At 70.5% G+C, this 18294-nt stretch carries 14 protein-coding genes; 7 read left to right on the top strand and 7 right to left on the bottom strand.

Translation table 11 applies throughout. The features are described from left to right. Positions 1-308 precede the first annotated feature (308 nt). A complete protein-coding gene (locus ACFFBG_RS10460) occupies positions 309-4121 on the top strand; it encodes a M36 family metallopeptidase (RefSeq protein WP_375478354.1) in 3813 nt (1270 codons plus the stop codon). An 82-nt stretch (positions 4122-4203) separates the two neighbouring features. On the opposite strand, the gene ACFFBG_RS10455 is transcribed toward ACFFBG_RS10460, so the two are convergent. Beyond that, positions 4204-5070 (bottom strand): hypothetical protein, encoded by an 867-nt coding sequence (locus ACFFBG_RS10455; protein WP_375478352.1) that lies wholly within the window; start codon positions 5068-5070, stop codon positions 4204-4206. 115 nt (positions 5071-5185) lie between these two features. Between ACFFBG_RS10455 and ACFFBG_RS10450 the strand changes: the two genes are divergently transcribed. Continuing rightward, a complete protein-coding gene (locus ACFFBG_RS10450; protein WP_375478351.1) occupies positions 5186-5773 on the top strand; it encodes a hypothetical protein in 588 nt (195 codons plus the stop codon). 107 nt (positions 5774-5880) lie between these two features. Here ACFFBG_RS10450 and ACFFBG_RS10445 read toward each other — a convergent pair whose 3' ends face one another. The 4 genes from ACFFBG_RS10445 to ACFFBG_RS10430 form a co-directional block, all read right to left on the bottom strand. Further along, positions 5881-6783, bottom strand: coding sequence for an NAD(P)/FAD-dependent oxidoreductase (locus ACFFBG_RS10445; RefSeq protein WP_375478349.1), 903 nt, complete (start codon positions 6781-6783; stop codon positions 5881-5883). A 70-nt stretch (positions 6784-6853) separates the two neighbouring features. Further along, the gene (locus ACFFBG_RS10440; RefSeq protein WP_375478347.1) at positions 6854-8254 is read right to left on the bottom strand and encodes an aspartate aminotransferase family protein; all 1401 of its coding nucleotides are present in this window, start codon (positions 8252-8254) and stop codon (positions 6854-6856) included. Positions 8255-8312: 58 nt separating this feature from the next. After that, positions 8313-8813 (bottom strand): Lrp/AsnC family transcriptional regulator, encoded by a 501-nt coding sequence (locus tag ACFFBG_RS10435; protein ID WP_375478345.1) that lies wholly within the window; start codon positions 8811-8813, stop codon positions 8313-8315. A 95-nt stretch (positions 8814-8908) separates the two neighbouring features. Then, entirely contained in the window at positions 8909-10516 is a 1608-nt protein-coding gene (locus ACFFBG_RS10430) for an APC family permease (RefSeq protein ID WP_375478343.1), read from the bottom strand. A gap of 205 nt (positions 10517-10721) precedes the next feature. Between ACFFBG_RS10430 and ACFFBG_RS10425 the strand changes: the two genes are divergently transcribed. From ACFFBG_RS10425 to ACFFBG_RS10410, 4 genes are read left to right on the top strand one after another with little or no spacing between them, the layout of a single operon-like run. Further along, positions 10722-12140, top strand: a complete 1419-nt coding sequence (locus ACFFBG_RS10425) for an NAD(P)/FAD-dependent oxidoreductase (RefSeq protein WP_375478341.1) — start codon at positions 10722-10724, stop codon at positions 12138-12140. A gap of 13 nt (positions 12141-12153) precedes the next feature. Beyond that, on the top strand, positions 12154-13167 hold the full coding sequence (speB, locus tag ACFFBG_RS10420; RefSeq protein WP_375478339.1) for an agmatinase: 1014 nt from the start codon (positions 12154-12156) through the stop codon (positions 13165-13167). 2 nt (positions 13168-13169) lie between these two features. Then, entirely contained in the window at positions 13170-14384 is a 1215-nt protein-coding gene (locus tag ACFFBG_RS10415) for a saccharopine dehydrogenase family protein (protein WP_375478337.1), read from the top strand. Positions 14385-14438: 54 nt separating this feature from the next. Next, positions 14439-15389, top strand: a complete 951-nt coding sequence (locus tag ACFFBG_RS10410; RefSeq protein ID WP_375478335.1) for an acyl-ACP desaturase — start codon at positions 14439-14441, stop codon at positions 15387-15389. 10 nt (positions 15390-15399) lie between these two features. Here ACFFBG_RS10410 and ACFFBG_RS10405 read toward each other — a convergent pair whose 3' ends face one another. Then, the gene (locus ACFFBG_RS10405; RefSeq protein ID WP_375478333.1) at positions 15400-15681 is read right to left on the bottom strand and encodes a DUF2631 domain-containing protein; all 282 of its coding nucleotides are present in this window, start codon (positions 15679-15681) and stop codon (positions 15400-15402) included. Positions 15682-15782: 101 nt separating this feature from the next. On the opposite strand from ACFFBG_RS10405, the gene ACFFBG_RS10400 reads away from it, so the two are divergent. Next, positions 15783-17450, top strand: coding sequence for a Rieske 2Fe-2S domain-containing protein (locus ACFFBG_RS10400; protein ID WP_375478331.1), 1668 nt, complete (start codon positions 15783-15785; stop codon positions 17448-17450). Positions 17451-17455: 5 nt separating this feature from the next. Here ACFFBG_RS10400 and ACFFBG_RS10395 read toward each other — a convergent pair whose 3' ends face one another. Continuing rightward, entirely contained in the window at positions 17456-18283 is an 828-nt protein-coding gene (locus tag ACFFBG_RS10395) for a DNA-methyltransferase (protein ID WP_375478718.1), read from the bottom strand. Positions 18284-18294: the final 11 nt, after the last annotated feature.

Genomic DNA, 18294 nt, shown 5'->3' with positions numbered 1-18294 from the left:
CATTGCGTGCCACCGCGCTCGCCCGGCACAGGCACGGCCGGCAGGCGGCGCAGCGTCGGCAACGCTTGAGTGCGGGCCTGTCCCGGCCCGGCGCAGCAGCGCGTCTGATGACCGCCAGGTATCTGTAACACGGAGTTCCTGCGACAGCTTTTGCCAAGAATTCCCTGAGTCACTAACTTCCTGGCCATTGCACGAACCGCACCACAAAGGCGCACAAATCGACCGATCGCGGCAGCGTGCGCACCCTCGCGCCAACCCCGCACATCCGCGTCCCCCGGCCTGGCGCCGGCACGTCTGAAGGAGCCTTCATGGGCCTGTCTCTTGGCCGCCCGCGCAGCCGACGCCGGCTGCTCGCTGTCGGCGTCACCGCCATCGCGACGGCGGGGATCGCCGCCTCGCTCGCCGGTGGCGGCGCGGCCGGCGCCGCCCCGGTCAGCCCGAGCGCGGGCGGGGGCAACCTGAGCCTGCTCGGCGCGCCGATCGGCTTCTCCGACCTCGACGCGCGGGTCGGCAGCGTGGCGCCGACGGCGGCTCAGCGCAGCGCCGTCACCGCCCTTGGCGCCGCGGCGCGGTGGAACCGCTTCGGCACCCCCGAATCGTTGATCAAGTACGGCGGCTACCTCAGCGCCGCGCGCAGCGGCGACGCGGTGTCCGTCGCGCGGGCGTGGCTGAGCAGCAACGCGGCGCTGTTCCGGCTGACTGCCGCAAACGTCGCCGCGCTGCCCCTGCTGAAGGACCAGAAGACCGCTGGCGGCGCCGGTCACGCCGTCCTGTTCCGACAGAAGTACGGCTCGCTGCCCGCCGCGCAGGACGGTCTGATCGACGTCAGCGTCGCCGGCGGCCGGGTGGCCTACGTGTCCTCGTCGGCCACCGGTCCGCAGACGGCGCCGCCGGCAGCCACGTTGACGGCGACCCAGGCCTGGCTCAGGGCGGCCGCGAACGTCGGCCGGCCGGTCACCTCGACAGCGCTCGGCCGGCCCGTCAGCTCGGGCGGATGGACGACGTTCAGCGCCACCGGCTTTGCCCAGCCGCAGCGCGCCCGACTCGTGGCCGTTCCCACGCCCGGCGGCGCAGCGCGGCCCGCGTACGAGTCGATCGTGCTCGACGTGCAGAGCGCGCACGCGCAGGCGTACACCGTATTCGTGGACGCCGTCAGCGGCGCGATCTTGATGCGCTACAACCGGGTCCAGGAAAGCCAGTCGAGCAGCCAGTTCACCGCCGACTTCACGCCGTCGGCGTGCGGCGCGCCCGTCCCGGGCGGAACCGTGGACGCGCAGACGAAGCAGTTGACCCTCGCGGCCACCTCGACGATCGTCACGAACGACATCGCGCTCAAGCTGCTGCACAACGGCGTCGTGGTCGCTGCCAGCAGCGACACCGGTGTCGGGCAAGAAGAGCTGACCTATGCGCCGAGCGGCGGCGTGCCGGCCGGCGACTACATGGTCCAGGTGTGCCCGTCGCCAGCGCCCGCCGGTCCGTTCGTCGCGCCGTACACGGCATCCGGGGTGTTCCTGTCCTCGAACACCGCCGCGCCCGGCGGCGGCGCACCCAGCGTGCCGTACCCGCCGAAGTGGAAGTACTTCTACAACGCGCCGTCGCTCGACTACTCCTCGACCGACACCCGCAAGACCGGTTGCTGGGTCACCACGAACCAGACTGGCTGCGACCGCAAGGAGCAGAACCTGGCGTCCCGCTCGCCGTGGGACGTCGACGTCGCCACCGGGCTGCCGACGTTCACGACCGCGGGCAACAACGCGATCACCGGCGAGGCGTGGTTCTCGCCGTTGACCCCCGGCGGCGTGCAGCGCCCGATCGCGGCCGACCGCAACTATTCCTTCGCGTGGAACGACCAGTGGAACGACTCGAAGTGCGACCCGACGAGCTTCGCGCCCACCGCCAACCGCAATGACATCGACGCGTCCGTCACCAACCTGTTCAGCGGGCACAACCGCTTTCACGACTTCTCCTACTACCTCGGCTTCACCGAGGACAACTACAACGCGCAGGTGACCAACTTCGGCAACGGCGGCCAGGGCGGCGATCCGGAGCTCGGCGACGTGCAGGCAGGCGCCGTCGACGGCGGCACGCCCAGCTACGAGGGCCGGGACAACGCCAACCAGATCGCGCTGAACGACGGCATTCCCGGGATCACCAACCAGTACCTGTTCCAGCCGATCTCCGGCTCGTTCTACGCGGCCTGCTCCGACGGCGACTTCGACACCACGGTCTTCGGCCACGAGTACACGCACTTGATCAGCAACCGGATGGTCGGCGGCCCGGACGACGGGCTGACCGGCGCGCAGGCGGGCTCGATGGGGGAGAGCTGGAGCGACCTCGACGCGCTGGAGTACCTGCACGAGTTCGGCTACACGCCGCAGAACGGCGAGAACCCTTGGGCGGAAGGCCCCTACGTCACCGGCAACAAGACGCGCGGCATCCGGAACTACCCGCTGAACGCCAACCCGTTGAACTACAGCGACATCGGCTACGACCTGACCGGGGCCGAGGTGCACGCCGACGGCGAGGTCTGGAACGCGGTCAACTACGACATCCGACAGGCGTTCGTCGCGAAGTACAACGCGAGCTACCCGGAGTCGAACACGACGACGCAGGTCCGCTGCGCGCAAGGGGTGCTGCCCGCAGACCAGTGCCCGGGCAACCGCCGCTGGCTGCAGCTGATGTACGACGGCTGGCTGCTGCAGCCGGCGTCGGACAGCATGCTCGACGCGCGTGACAGCTACCTCGCTGCCGACGTCATGCGTTTCGGGGGCGCCAACCAGGCCCTGCTGTGGACGGCGTTCGCCAAGCGCGGCTTCGGCAAGAACGCTGCGACCAACGGCACCGACGACACCGACCCGAAGCCGAGCTTCGTCGGGCAGACCGGATCGCACGCCGGCACGATCAGCTTCACGGTGAGCGCCATGGACCAGCCCGGTCAGCCGAAGGTCGCCGGCGCGAAGTTGTACGTCGGCGTGTATTCGGCAGGCGTCACGCCGATCACGACTACGAACAGCAGCGGCGTGGCCACCTTCACCGCCGAACCCGGCACCTACCACCTGGTCGTGCGCAAGGCGGGGCTGGGCATCAAGTACTTCACGGCGACCGTCACCGCAGGCGCCACGACGGCCTCGGCACTGCATTTGATCACCAATCTCGCGTCCACTGCCAACGGCGCGACCGCGACCGGAGACGCGACCAGCACGAACGTGTCGGGCTTGATCGACGACGACGAGGGGACCAACTGGACCGACACGACGGCTGCGGCCGTGAACGTCTCGCACCCGTCGGTCACCGTCCATCTGGCGAACACGTCGAAGGGCCCGGTGCCGGTGCGGTCGGTGCGCGTGAGCGCGTTCACCCAGCAGACCGGCGGGCGGTTCGACGCGCTGCGCCACTTCGCGATCGCGACGTGCACCGCGAGCGTCACGAACCCGGGTTGCGCCAACCCTGCCGGATTCACGACGATTTACACCAGCCCGACGAACGCCTTCCCCGCGGGGCTGCCGCGACCGCTTGCGCCGGACCTGACGCTGCGTTCGTTCGACGTCCCGGACACGATGGCGACGCACGTGAAGCTGATCGTGCTGGACAACCAGTGCACAGGGGCAGCCGTCTACCACGGCGACCAGGACGCCGACCCGCTCAACGACAGCGACTGCGTCACCGGCTCGAGCACCACCAACCCGCTGCTGACGCCGAATGCGCCGACAGTGAAGGCCGCCGAGCTCGAGGTGTTCTCCTACGACTCGAGCACCCGGCCGCCGGGCGACCCGGTCGTGGCGGTCACCGCCACGGCGCCGGCGACGGTTGTGAGCGGCAAAACGTTCGCCACGACGATCAGCTACAGCAACCTCGGCCCGGAGCCCTCGGCCAACGCGAAGGTCGTCGACAAGCTGCCGGCGGGCGTCGCGTACGTGTCCGGCGATCACGGCGCGACCTACGACGCCGCGACCCGCACGGTCACCTGGTCGCTCGGCACGGTGGCGGTGACCTATACCGGGACGGTGCATCTGACGCTTAAGGCGACGGGGCTGCGCGGCACGGCAGTGCTGAACCAGCCGACCGTCGTGGGCGACAAGACCGTGGCGTTGCCGGGCGCCGCCCTGACGACGATCACCTAGCGCCGCGCGATCACGTCTTCCGGTCCCCGGGGCGCGCAACCCGGCGCACGGCGTCCCCGGCGCCGGAAAACGTGATCGAACGTCAGCGGGAGCGGGCGAACACGCCCGACGGGAATGCGCCGTTGGCCGCGACCTGGCGGCTGAGGCCCTTGCCGAGCTCGGCGAGCCGCGCGGTCTTCTCGACGCCCAGCGTCCGCCACGGCGCGACGGCCATCCGATCGGTGGCTCGCTCGACCCCGTCCCGCGTCGCGATCCCGCCGGCGGTGAGCCCCTCGTCGTCGAGCAGCCGGCGGGCGCGCAGCGACTCGGCGGCGTCAGCCCATTCCTCGTCCGTCCAGCCGCGCAGCTGCTGCGCGGCCCCGCGGGTGAATCCGTGTCCCGTCGCGGTGTGCGTCTGCAGCGCTTGCAGTCCGGTGAGCCCGGCGTCGAGCAGGGCGGCGAGGTGGCCGTCGCCGCGGAACTCGCGCAGCAGGGTGACCGCGTGCCACAACACGAGGTGCGGCTCGTCCGGCCATGGCAGCCCGGCGTGCGCGGCGAACAACGGCCGTCCTTCCGGCGGCAGTCCGGCCGTCGCCGCCCGGGCGAGCTCCGCGGCCTCGCGCACGTCGGCCGACGCGACGGTGTCCGCCCCCAGCAGCCGTCGCAGCGCGGCGTCGACCGCCCGCAGCCGGGCGGCGAGGATGTCGTCCACGGACGCGAGGCTCCATGCCCGCGGGATGTGTCGCCCGACGAGCGCCGGGCTGAAGTTGTAGAAGGTGGCGGTCACGACGCCGGCGGACACCGGCCCCATCGCCGCGCTGCGGCTGGCGAAGTACCCCATCCGCCCGGGGCGCAGGCCGACCGCGGTGTACTCCGGCTCCGCCTCGGGCGCGAAATAGATCATCGCGTGCAGCGGCTCCAGCGCGCGGTGGGCCCTGCCGGCGAGGTCGGCGTGCGGGGTTTCCGGCATGGCGCACACCCTAGCCAGGGGGTTCTCAGCGTCCGTGCTGAACTGTCTACGGACGGCGGCCGTAGTTATCTCGACGACACTGCGGTGACATCCGGCGAGGGAAACGAGGGATGCCGTGCTCGACAAGATCGGCGGTCTGCCGACGCACGTCCTATTGATTCACGTCGTGGTGATCCTGGTGCCGCTCGGCGCGTTGATGCTGGTGGCGAGCGCCCTGTGGCCGGCCGCGCGGGCGAAACTCGGCTTCCTCACCCCCGCGGTCGCGCTCGTCGCGCTGGTGTTCGTCCCGGTGACGGCGAATGCCGGGGAGTACTTGCGCGACCACCTCGGCTTCACCAACAAGGCCATTCAGCGGCACGCTGAACTCGGCGGCGAGCTGCTGCCCTGGGCGGCGGGCGTGTTCGTCCTGGCAGCCGTCGTGTGGCAGGTGGGCCGACGGCGTGACCTGGTGTGGCGGCGCCGCCCGCAGTCGAGTTCGCCGGGCGGCGCGGCCGGGTCAGCCGGCGGCCACGGCGGCGGCGGCGCCACCGCCACCCTCGTTCGGACCGAGCCGGTCGCCGTGCAGCCGGCGGCGCCGGTCTGGGCGACCGCGGTGCTGTCGGTGCTCTCGGTCGCCGTCGCCGTGGGCGCGATCTGGCAGCTGTACCGGATCGGCGACTCGGGCGCGCACGCGGTGTGGGGCGGCGTGCTCAAAGGCAAGTAGTCGGGGCGGACGTCAGCCCTGCCCGATCCAGCGAGTTGTCCTCGCTTGCTCGGCCTCTCGCCCGCCGACGCGAGGACAACTATCCAGGTGTCGGCGAGGTTTTTTCATCAGGAAAGGGCGGCGGCCAGCTCGGCGCCGAGCCGGCTTCCGGACAGCCACGCGGCCTCGACCCGCGGCGAGCCGGACGGGCACCACGCGTCGCCGCACACGCCGAGCGGCCGGCTGCCAGCCTCGCTCAGGCCGTACGGCTCGTCGCCGTGCGTGCCGGCCGGCTTGGCGTACGTCCAGCGATGCGCATGCGTCCACCACGGCTCGTCGCCGACGCCGAGCACCCGCGTCAGCGCCGCGCGCACCGGCTCGATCGCGCCGTCCGGCGCAGCCAGGTGCGTCCGGGCGAGCTCGGCGGTGGTGTGCGCGACGAGCACCGGCGCCCCGTCGCCACGACGCGCGCCGTCGTCGGCGACCAGCGTGATGTCCGGGTCGTCGTTGACGAACGCGGCGTCGGCGATCGGCCAGCACCGCTCGTCCCAGCCGAGCGCGACGGCGATCACCGGCTCGAACTCCACCCAGTCGAACGTGTCGCCGGCCAGCCGCGCCGCCTGCGGATCCGGCATGGCGAGCACGACCGCGTCGTGCGGCAGGGCGCCGATGTCGTCGACCTCGACGCCGAGCACCGGGTCCGGCAACAGGTCGTGCACCAGCGAGCGCAGCCCGCTTCGTGCTGCCCAGCGCATCGGCCCGCGCTTGGTCTGCCGGCCGTCGGCCGAGAACGCGTCCACCGTGTCCGTCCACGACCGGGCGAGCCCGCGATCGGCCCAGTCGTCGACGACGGACCGGAAGCTCTCGTCGGCGACGGTGAAGTACGCAGCGCCCAGGTCGACGCGTCGGTTGCGGATCTCGGGAGAGGCGAGCCGGCCACCTGGCGCGCGGCCGCGCTCGAGCACGTCCACTTCGAGCCCAGCGCGGCGCAACCGCGCGGCGCAGGCCGCGCCGGCGACGCCCGCGCCCACGACGGCGACCCGCGCGCTCAGCGCGGTCAGTGCCGGGTCGCAATCGCCGCCGCGCGTGCCGCCGCCTCGTTCACAGCCGCGCCCATGCTTCGGTGAGCACCGAGCGCAGGACGGACTCGATCTCGTCGAACTCGCGCTGGCCGACGATCAGCGGCGGCGCGAGCTGGACGACGGGGTCGCCCCGGTCGTCGGCGCGGCAGTACAGGCCGGCCTCGAACAGCGCGCGGGACAGGAACCCGCGCAGGAGGCGCTCGGACTCGTCGGCGTCGAAGGTCTCCTTGGTCGCCTTGTCCTTGACGAGCTCGATGCCGTAGAAGTAGCCGTCGCCGCGGACGTCGCCGACGATCGGCAGGTCGGTCAGCTTCTCCAACGTGGCGCGGAAGGCGCCCTCGTTCTGCAGGACGTGCTGGGGCAGCTGTTCGCGCTCGAACAGGTCGAGGTTCGCCATCGCGACGGCGGCGGACACCGGGTGGCCGCCGAAGGTGTAGCCGTGCGGGAACGACGCTCCGCCCGTCCAGAACGGCTCGGCGACGCGGTCGCTGACGATGGCCGCGCCAATCGGGGAGTAGCCGCTCGTCAAGCCTTTCGCGCAGGTGATGATGTCCGGCACGTAGCCGAACTTGTCGCAGGCGAATATCGTGCCGAGCCGCCCGAAGGCGCAGATCGTCTCGTCGGAGACGAGCAGCACGTCGTGCCGGTCGCAGATGTCGCGCAGCCGCTGGAAGTATCCGGGCGGCGGCGGGAAGCAGCCGCCGGAGTTCTGCACCGGCTCGACGAAGACGGCCGCGACGGTGTCCGGGCCCTCCATCACGATCGCGCGCTCGATGTCCTCGGCGGCCCAGCGGGCAAACGCCTCGAGGTCGTCGCCGTGCTCGGGCGCGCGGTAGAAGTTGGTGTTGGCGGCCTTGTGCGCGCCAGGAACCAGCGGTTCGAACCACTTCTTCGCGTCCGGAATGCCGGTGATCGACAGCGCGCCTTGCGGCGTGCCGTGATACGCGATGTGCCGGCTCACCACCTTGTGCTTCATCGGCTTGCCGACGAGCTTGTAGTACTGCTTCGCCAGCTTCCACGCCGTCTCGACGGCCTCCCCGCCGCCGGTGGTGAAGAAGACCTTGTTCAGGTCGCCCGGCGCATAGGACGCGAGCCGGTCGGCCAGCTCGATCGCCGGCGGGTGCGCGTAGGACCAGAGCGGGAAGAACGCGAGTTCCTTCGCCTGCTCGTAGGCGGCGCGGGCGAGCTCTTCCCGACCGTGCCCGGCCTGCACCACGAACAGTCCGGCCAAGCCGTCGAGGTAGCTGCGGCCGTGGCTGTCGAAGATCCGCGCGCCTTCGCCGCGCACGATCGTCGGCACCGCGCTGTCCGCGTAGGACGACATGCGGGTGAAGTGCATCCACAGGTGGTCGCGCGCCGTGGCCGAGAGCGCGTCGGCGTCGAAGCTGGGCGAGCTGGTCTCGACTGGTGTGGTGGTCACTGCTGGACCCCCGCGCAAACGTGGAGCGTTCTGTGCGCGGCGTCGTCGTGAGGTGAATTCATTGGATCTCCTTGGTTCGGGGATTTCGGCCCGCTCCGTGGGCGCCCCAGTTGTAGGTCTGCTTCACGAGCTTGAGGTACACGAACGTCTCGGTGCGGGCGACGCCCTCGATGGCGCGGATCCGCTCGTTGATCAACGACAGCAGCTGGTCGTCGTCTTCGACGACGACCTCGACGAGCAGGTCGTGGGAACCGGCGGTGAGCACGACGTAGTCGACCTCGTCGATCTTCTCCAGCGCCGCCGCCACGGTCAGCGTGTTGCCCACGACCGAGATCGCGATCATCGCCTGCCGGGCCATCCCGACCGACGACGGATCGGTCACCGCGACGATTTGCATGACGCCGCTGTCGACCAGCTTCTGCACGCGTTGGCGCACCGCCGCCTCGGACAGGCCGACGGCCTTGCCGATCGTCGCGTAGGGCCGGCGGCCGTCCTCCTGCAGCTGCTCGATGATCGCGCGGGACACGTCGTCCGGGACGCCGTGCGCTGTCTGCGTCACGTCGACATCCTCCCGTGCGAGTTACTCGATCCGTCGTGATTATGGCAGAGGACAACGAAATTAGTCGAACGCCAGCGTTCTCACCACGGTTTCAGTCAGCTCGCCGGTGGCTCGACCAGCCTCTCGCGAGAGTCGGGCAGGGTCAGGCCGGCGGTGATCGGCGCGTCGTCGGCGAGGAAGATGGGCGTGTCCCGGTTGAGCGTCTCGCCCCGGAAGAACGGCTTGTAGACGGCCATGCTGATCAGCAGCAGCACGACGCCGACCACGACCGTGCCGACGGCGAGCAGGAACGCCCAGCCGATGTGCCAGTGCCACGGGGTCGTCCAGACCACGTTGCTGCTGGCCGGCTTCCAGTCCTGGAAGAGGGTCAAAATCAACCCGCCGAACAGCATCACGCCACCCAGGAACGGGATCAGGCCGCGCTTGAGGAAGTTTCCGAGTCCCCGCAGTTCTTTGCGGTAGTACCAGGCGCAGGCGAAGCCGGTCAGGCCGTAATAGAAGGCGATCATGACGCCGATCGCGGTGACGGCATCGCCGACCAGGCCGGCGTCGGCGTAGAAGTTCATCGCCAGATAGATGACCGCGGAGATTCCGCCCATCCACAGCGTGGAGGCGGTCGGCGTGAGGTGCCGCGGGTGGATCTTCGCGAAACGCGCCGGGATGGCCTTGAAGGCAGCCATCGACAGGGTGGTGCGCGCGGTCGGCAGGATCGTGGTTTGGGTGCACGCGGCAGCCGAGGTCAGCACCAGCAGAATCAACAGTTTGCTCATCACCGTCCCAAAGCCGGACGTGCCGAACACACTGCCGCCGACCACGCTGAGGATGTTGTCGGAGTTGTCGTCGTTGGCCAGGCCGATGCCCTTCGTCCCGACGCCCGCGAAAGACTGCGCGGCGAGGGTGACGATCACGTAGGTGGCGAGCAGCAGCACCGTCGAGATCACCGCGGCCCGGCCGGGGGTCTTGTCGCGGTCCTTGGTCTCCTCGTTGACGGAGACGGCGGAGTCCCAGCCCCAGTAGATGAACAGCATCAGGATGATGCCCTGGGCGAAGGTGTTCAGGTCGGCCACGTCGAACGGGTTGAACCACGACAGCGACGGCTTGACGGCCGTCGGCGGCGGGCTGTCCCCGTAGACCTTGTACAGCGCCGTGACCGCGAAGATGATCAGCACGACGACCTCGAGGGCGAGCAGCGCCTGCTGGATGCGGGCGGACAACTCGATGCCGCGATAGCAGATCCAGGTCATCAGGGCCATCCACACCAGCCCGATCAACAACACCCAGCCGCTTTCGGGATGGTCGCCGATGGAGTGGTTGCCGAACAGCAGGAAAACGTACTGGCCGGCCACCTGCGCCAACGAGGCCATCACCAGGATGTCCGCGGCGATGATGCCCCAGCCGCCCAGCCAGCCGGTCTTCGGCCCGAACGCCTTCGTCGCCCAGGTGAAGGTGGTGCCGCAGTCCGGCTCGCGTTTGTTGAGCTGCTGGTAGCCGATCGAGACGAACAGGATCGGGACGAAGGCCAGCACCACGATCGACGGCGCCTGCGGGCCGACGAGCTCGACGATGAACACCAGCGTCGCGGCGAGGCTGTAGGCCGGCGCGGTCGACGCCACGCCGATGACGACGCTCGACGCGAGCCCGATCGCGCCGGTCTTGAGGCCCTTGCCGCCATCGTCCGACGTGCGCACTGCTGTTGCGGTCATGCCGCTGCCCCCGTGCCTGTCGTAGGTTTTCCCGCTGGCCTGCCTGCGTTTATCGCAGCAGGAAGGCTGCTATGCAATAGTTTCCGCCGTGTAAATCCGATCCGAACCATGGATTTCGTAGGGTCCGGTCGCCTATAGTTCCCCGCACCGCGTGCCGGCGGCCGGTGCGGGGAACTGACGCGGCGACGCCCGGCGAAGGAGCTTCATGGACTCGGCAGCGCTGGCCGCCGCTGATGCCGTGGCAGCGTTGGCCGACGCCGCGCCGACGCCATTCTGGCTGGACAGCCCGCTGCGTCCCGAGCCGGCCGACCCGCTGACCGGCGCGGCCCACGCCGACCTCGTGGTCGTCGGCGGCGGCTACACCGGCCTGTGGACCGCGCTGCTCGCGAAGGCGGCCGACCCGTCACGCGATGTCCTGCTGCTCGAGGCGCAGACCGCCGGCTGGGCAGCGTCCGGCCGCAACGGCGGCTTCTGCGCGGCGAGCCTCACCCACGGCCTGTCGAACGGGCTGGCGCGCTTTCCGGACGAGCTGGCCGCGCTGGAGCGACTCGGCGCGCAGAACCTCGACGCGATCGAGAAAACGATCGACGAACACGGGATCGACTGCCATTTCGAGCGCACCGGCGAGCTCGACGTCGCCACCGAGCCGCACCAGGTCGACTGGCTGCGCGACGACGTCGAGCAAGCCCGCCGTTTCGGCCACGATGCCCGATTCCTCGATCGCGACGAGGTGCGCGCCCAGCTCGATTCGCCCACCTATGTCGCCGGAGCCTGGCACCGAGACCGCGTCGCCCTCGTCGACCCGGCCCGCCTCGCCTGGGGACTGCGGGCCGCCTGCCTGGACGCCGGCGTGCGGTTCGCCGAGCGCACCCGCGTGACGGGGCTGGCGCGCGCCGGCGCCGGTGTCGTCCTGCGCACGCAGCACGGCTCGGCGCGCGCGGCCCGCGTCGCTCTGGCGACCAACGCGTTTCCCGGCCTGCTGCGCCGCGTCCGCCCGTACACCGTGCCGGTCTACGACTATGTGCTCGTCACCGAGCCGCTGTCGCCGGCCCAACTGCGGGCGATCGGCTGGGCCAACCGGCAGGGTGCCGGCGACGTCGCCAACCAGTTCCACTACTACCGGCTGACCGCCGACGACCGGGTGCTGTGGGGCGGCTACGACGCCATCTACCACTGGGCGAGCGGCTTGCGGCCGGACTTCGATCAGCGGCCGGCGACCTTCGAGCTGCTCGCCCGCCAGTTCTTCCACACCTTCCCGCAGCTGGCCGGCCTGCGGTTCACCCACGCGTGGGGCGGCGCGATCGACACGTCCACCCGGTTCTTCGCTTTCCAGCGCGCCACGCTCGGCGGCCGGGTCGCCTACAGCCTCGGCTACACCGGTCTCGGGGTAGGGGCCGCGCGTTTCGGCGCGCAGGTGATGCTCGATCTGCTCGACGGCAGGGACTCCGAGGCGCTCCGGCTGCGCGCGATACGGTCCCGCCCATGGCCCTTCCCGCCCGAGCCGGCCCGCTGGATCGGCATCCAGCTCACCCGCCGCGGATTGGCGCGTGCCGATCGCCGGCAGGGCCGTCGCGGACCATGGTTGCGCACGCTCGACCGCGTCGGCCTGGGTTTCGACTCGTGACGGGACGCGGCTGATGGCGCGTTACGGAGCGCAGTTCGGGCCGGACATCACGTTCTTGGGCGTCGACCGCTGCGATTGGGCCGAGCCGTCGACCTACGCCGACGCCGACGTGGTGATCCTCGGGGCGCCCTTCGACGGCGGCACGTCGCACCGCGCCGGCGCCCGATTCGGCCCGCAGCAGATCAGGCAGACCGATTACCTCTCCCACGACGGCTCGCGGCCGTCGCTGGCGCTGCGCGTCGACGCGTTGCGCGACCTGCGGGTCTACGACGCCGGCGACGTCGAGATGTACTCCGGCGACGCGGAGCGCTCGGTGCGCGACCTGCAGGTGGCGGTGCACGCGGTTGCCGCGGGCGGCGCGATTCCGCTCGTGCTCGGCGGCGACCACACCATCGCCTGGCCGGACGCCGCGGGCGTCGCGCAGCACCTCGGCCAGGGCCGGATCTCGATGATCCACTTCGACGCGCACGCCGACACCGGCGATGTCGAGCACGGCTCGCTGGTCGGGCACGGCCAGCCGATGCGCCGGCTGATCGAGTCCGGCGCGCTGCGCGGCGACCGCTTCCTGCAGATCGGGCTGCGCGGGTATTGGCCCGAGCCGGACACGCTGTCGTGGATGGCGCAGCAGAACATGCGCTCGTATGAGATGACCGAGATCGGCGCCCGCGGGCTGGCTGAGTGTCTGACCGAGGCATTCGGCATCGCGACCGACGACTGCGACGGCGTCTTCCTGTCGGTCGACATCGACGTCTGCGACCCGGGCCACGCGCCGGGCACCGGCACGCCCGAGCCGGGCGGCCTGTCTGCGCGCGAGCTGCTCGACAGCGTGCGGCGCATCGCCTACGAGCTGCCCGTGGTGGGGATCGACATCGTCGAGGTCGCGCCGCCCTACGACCACGCCGACATCACCGTGTTCCTAGCCAACCGCGTCGTCCTGGAGGCGCTGTCCGGCATCGCCCGGCGCCGGCGCGACGCGATCGACGGCAGCACCTGGGATCCACGACGACCACTGCTCGAGGGGCGCTGACCATGCGACTGCTCATCCTCGGCGCGGGCGGGGTCGGCTCGGCGGCCGCCCGCATCGCCGCCCGCCGACGGTTCGCCAGCGCTGTCGTCGTCGCCGACTACGACCAGGCGCGGGCCGAGGCGGCGGTTGGCGGCGCCGCCGACGAGCGGTTCAGCGCTGCCCGGCTGGACGCGTCCGACCAGGCGGCGATCGAGCAGCTGCTGCGCGCCGAGCGCATAGACGCCGTGCTCGGCGCCACCGACCCGCGCTTCACGATGCCGATCTTCCGCGCGGCGCTCGCGGCGGGCGTCCACTACCTCGACATGGCGATGTCACTGTCGAGCCCGCATCCGGACGAGCCGTACGCGAAGACCGGCGTCATGCTCGGCGACGAGCAGTTCGCGCTCGCCGACGAGTGGGTGGCGAGCGGGCAGCTGGCGCTGGTCGGCATGGGCGTCGAACCGGGACTGTCCGACGTGTTCGCCCGGTATGCCGCCGACCACCTGTTCAGCGAGATCGACGAGTTGGGCGTGCGTGACGGCGCGAACCTCGAGGTCGCGGGTTTTGAGTTCGCTCCGTCGTTCTCGATCTGGACGACGATCGAAGAATGCCTGAACCCGCCGGTGGTCTTCGAGAAGGACCGCGGCTGGTTCACCACCGAGCCGTTCAGCGAGCCCGAGGTCTTCGACTTCCCCGAGGGCATCGGCCCGGTCGAGTGCGTCAACGTCGAGCACGAAGAAGTGCTGCTGATGCCGCGGTGGGTGCGGGCCAAGCGGGTCACGTTCAAGTACGGCCTCGGCGAAGAGTTCATCGGCGTGCTGAAGACGCTGCACAAGCTCGGCCTCGACCGGACGGACAAGGTCCGGGTGGGCGGGGCGGAGGTCAGCCCGCGCGATGTCGTGGCCGCGTGCCTGCCCGACCCGGCGACGCTCGGCGACCGGATGAGCGGCAAGACCTGCGCCGGATTGTGGGTGCGCGGTCTGGGCAAGGACGGCAGGCCCCGCTCGACGTACCTGTACCACGTCGTCGACAACGAGTGGACGATGCGCGAGTACGGGTCGCAGGCGGTCGTCTGGCAGACGGCGGTCAACCCGGTCGTCGCGCTCGAGCTGATCGCGACCGGCGTGTGGAGCGGCGTCGGCGTGCTCGGCCCGGAGGCATTCGACGCGCAGCCGTTCCTCGACCTGCTCGCCGGCGCATACGGCTCGCCCTGGGGGCAGCAGGAACTCGCCGGCTGAGCGATCCGTCACGGGCAACCCGGCAGAAACCTACGGTGGCGTAGGTTGGGCTGCATGCTGGCTGCTGCGGACACCGAAGAAGGCGTGCAGGCGCGACTGCTGCACGAGCTCGAGCCGGTCGTCGCCGAGAATCTCGACCGGCACCTGCAGGTCGCGAAGTCCTGGCATCCGCACGATTACGTGCCGTGGAGCCGGGGCCGCGACTTCGCGTTCCTCGGCGGCGCCGATTGGCAGCCGGCGGACTCGCAGCTCGACCCGGTCGCGCAGACCGCGATGGTGGTCAACCTGCTGACCGAGGACAACCTGCCTTCTTATCACCGCGAGATCGCCACGAGGTTCAGCCGCGACGGCGCCTGGGGCGAGTGGGTCGGGCGTTGGACGGCGGAGGAGGGCCGGCACGGCATCGCGCTGCGCGACTACCTCGTCGTCACTCGCGGCGTCGACCCGGTGCAGCTGGAGCATTTGCGCATGCTGCACATGACGGCCGGTTACGACTCCGGCGACAAGACCGCGTTGCAGGCGGTGGCCTACGTGTCCTTCCAGGAGCTCGCGACGCGCGTGTCGCATCGCAACACGGGCGCGGCCGCCGGCTGCCCGCTGGCCGAGCAGCTGCTCACCCGCATCGCCACCGACGAGAACCTGCACATGGTCTTCTACCGCAACCTCGTCGCGGCCGCCCTCGACCGCGCGCCGGACGCCACGATGTGCGCTATCCGCGACGAGGTTGTGGGCTTCCAGATGCCCGGGCAGGGCATGCCGGGCTTCGTGCGCAACTCGGTCACCATCGCGAAGGCGGGCATCTACGATCTGCGCCTGCACCACGACGAGGTCATCGCGCCGGTGCTGCGTTTCTGGAAGGTGTTCACGCGCACCGACTTCGGGCCGGCGGGCAGGCAGGCGTGCGAGGAGCTCGCCGCCTTCATGGCCGCGCTCGACGAGCAGGCCAGCCGCTTCACCGAGCGGCGTGACCGGCAGCGGCACAACGCCGAGCAGCGCGCCAGCTGACTGACAGGCGCTACTTGCGCCAGGCGTTCTTGCGACGTTGGCGTTCGAACAGCAGCCCGACGACGAGCAGGCCCGCGGTCAGCCCCAGGAACAGCGTGCCCTGCAGGTTGTAGTGCGTCGCCGTCATCATCAACACGAGGATCACGACGGTCACCCAACCGGCGACCTGCGCCCACACGCCGAACTCGCCGTGCCAGCCCCAGTCCTCGGGGTGCTCCTCGGGATGGTCGTGCAGGTAGTCGGCCGGCAGCGAGACGTCGGGCTGTTCGCCGTGGGTGTCGCGGGTAGCCACCTGGTGCGCTCCTGTCGAACGGTTCGAGATCTGGCGGTACGGGATGTGGCGGTGGGACGTCGGTTCATTCTGGCATTCGGCGCGGCGGATAGCGTGAGCGGATGCGCATCACCGGCCTGGGGCACGCCAGCGTGTTCATCGAGACCGCCGCGGGATCGGTGCTTGCCGATCCGTGGGTGAACCCCGCGTACTTCGGCTCGTGGTTCCCGTTCCCGGACAACTCCCGGCTCGACTGGGACCGCTTCGGGCAGGCGGACTACCTGTTCGTCTCCCACCTCCACCGCGACCACTTCGACCCCGAGCACCTGCGCAAGCACGTGGCCAAGAAGGCGACGGTGCTGCTGCCGGACTTCCCGACCAGCGAGCTGGAGGACGCGCTGCGCGAGGTCGGCTTCACCTCGTTCGTGCGGCCGCGATCGGGCGAGGTCGTCTCGCTGGACGGGCTCGACGTGCTGATCCAGTCGCTCACCTCGCCGACCGACGGGCCGATCGGCGACTCCTCGCTCTGGCTGTCCGACGGCGAGCAGACCGTGCTCAACCAGAACGACGCGCGCCCGGCCGATCTGGAGGCGTTTCGCGCGCTCGGTCCGGTGGACGGCTACCTGGTGCAGTTCTCCGGCGCGATCTGGTTTCCGATGGTGTACGAGCTGCCCGCGCGGGCCAAGCAGGCGATGGGCCTGAGCAAGCGCGAGCGGCAGTTCGACCGCACGCTGCGCTACATCGAAGAGCTCGACGCCCGGTTCGTCTTCCCGACTGCCGGCCCGCCGTGCTTCCTCGACGAGGAGCTGTGGGGCTTCAACGACGTCTTCGGCGACGAGTCGAACATCTTCCCAGACCAAGCCGTCTACCTGTCCTGGCTCGAGTCGAAGGGGCACGACGAGGCGCGGCTGCTGCTGCCCGGCACCGTCGCCGCGCTCGCCGAAGACGGCTGCCCCACCGTCCACCCGTGGGACCCCGCCGACGTGTACGGGTCGAACGAGGCGAAGGCCGCCTACTTGCGCAGCATGCAGTCGCGCCGGATGCCCGAGGTCGACGCGCTGCGCGCTGCCTGGCCGCACCCGGAGATCGACGTCCTCGCCGCGCTCAAGGACTGGTTCGCGCCGCTGCTTGCCGAGGCCGACCACATCGCCGGCGGCATTGACGGCGGCGTCCACTTCGTCGCGGAGGACGCCGAGCGCGGCGACGTCGACATCCTGATCGACTTCGTCTCCCGCGAGGTCCGCGAGTACGCGGGGGAGAAGGTGCGCTACCGCTTCCGCACCCGCCGCGCGTACCTGGAACAGCTGATCGCCGAGCACGAGATCGACTGGGTCAACTCGCTGTTCCTGTCCTGCCGGTTCACCGCGCACCGGATCGGGCCGTACAACGAGTTCGTCTACATCTTCTTCAAGTGCCTGTCGGAGGAGCGGCTCAACTACGCCGAGGGCTGGTTCGCCGAGCAGAACGCCGCGGAGGCGAGCGAGACCGTGACGCTGCCTGGCGCCAAGGGGGCCAAGTGGCACGTGCAGCGTCGCTGCCCGCACTTGAAGGCAGACCTGACGCGGTTCGCCTCGATCGAGGACACCGGCCGCAACGGTGACGTGCTGACCTGCCAAATGCACGGGTGGAAGTGGCGGCTGTCGGACGGCAAGTGCCTGACCTCCGTCGGCCACGACCTGCGCTGCGCCCCGGCCGGCTCGCCGGTGCCCGGCGAGCCCGTCCTGCCGGTGGAGCACACCCCGGCCGACGGCTTGCGCGGCCAGCACGAGATGGAGGAGTCGGTCGACTGAGCCGGTCACTCTGCCGACGGGGCGATCACGGCGAACGTCGCGTCCGGCAAGCGGGCGCGCATGACCTCGATCGCGTCCGGGTTGCGGTCGACCAACAGGTAGCGGCGGCCGAGTTGCGTGGCGACCGCGCCGGTCGTGCCGCTGCCGGCGAAGAAGTCGAGCACGAGGTCGCCCGGCCGCGAGGACGCGCTGATCACTCGGCGCAGGATTCCCTCGGGCTTCTGGTTCGGGTAGCCGGTCTTCTCCCGGCCGTTGGTCGCCACGATCGTGTGCCACCAGACGTCGGTGGGCAGCTTGCCGCGCGCCGCCTTCTCCGGGCCGACGAGGCCGGGCGCGAGGTAGGGGATGCGTTCGACGGCGTCCTGGTCGAAGAAGTGGCCGCCCGGCGTGCGGACGTAGGCGAAGATCGTGTCGTGCTTGGCCGGCCACCGGTCGCGGGCGCGGCCGCCGAAGTCGTAGGCCCAGATGATCTCGTTGAGGAACGCCTCGCGGCCGAACACGGCGTCGAGCAGCAGCTTGACCGCATGTGCCTCGCGGTAGTCGATGTGCAGGTAGAGCGTGCCGCTGACGGTGAGCAGCCGGCGCGCCTGCGTGAGCAGCGGCTCTAGCATGCCGAGGTAGTCGTCGTGCACGTCGAGGTAACCACGCCGGCCGACCTCGGTGGTGGCGTAACGCTGGCCGCCGAAGCCGACCCGGTCGCCGTCGGCGTCGCGCGTCGTGCGGATCGTCCGGCGCTGCTGCTGCTTGCCGGTGTTGAACGGCGGGTCGATGTAGACGAGCTGCACCGACTCATCGGGCAGCGTCGGCAGCACGTCCGCGCAGTCGCCCTGCATGATGAGGTCGG

This window comes from uncultured Jatrophihabitans sp. (assembly GCF_964251945.1).
Taxonomy (GTDB): domain Bacteria; phylum Actinomycetota; class Actinomycetes; order Mycobacteriales; family Jatrophihabitantaceae; genus Jatrophihabitans.
This window is presented reverse-complemented; position numbering and strand designations above follow the sequence as displayed.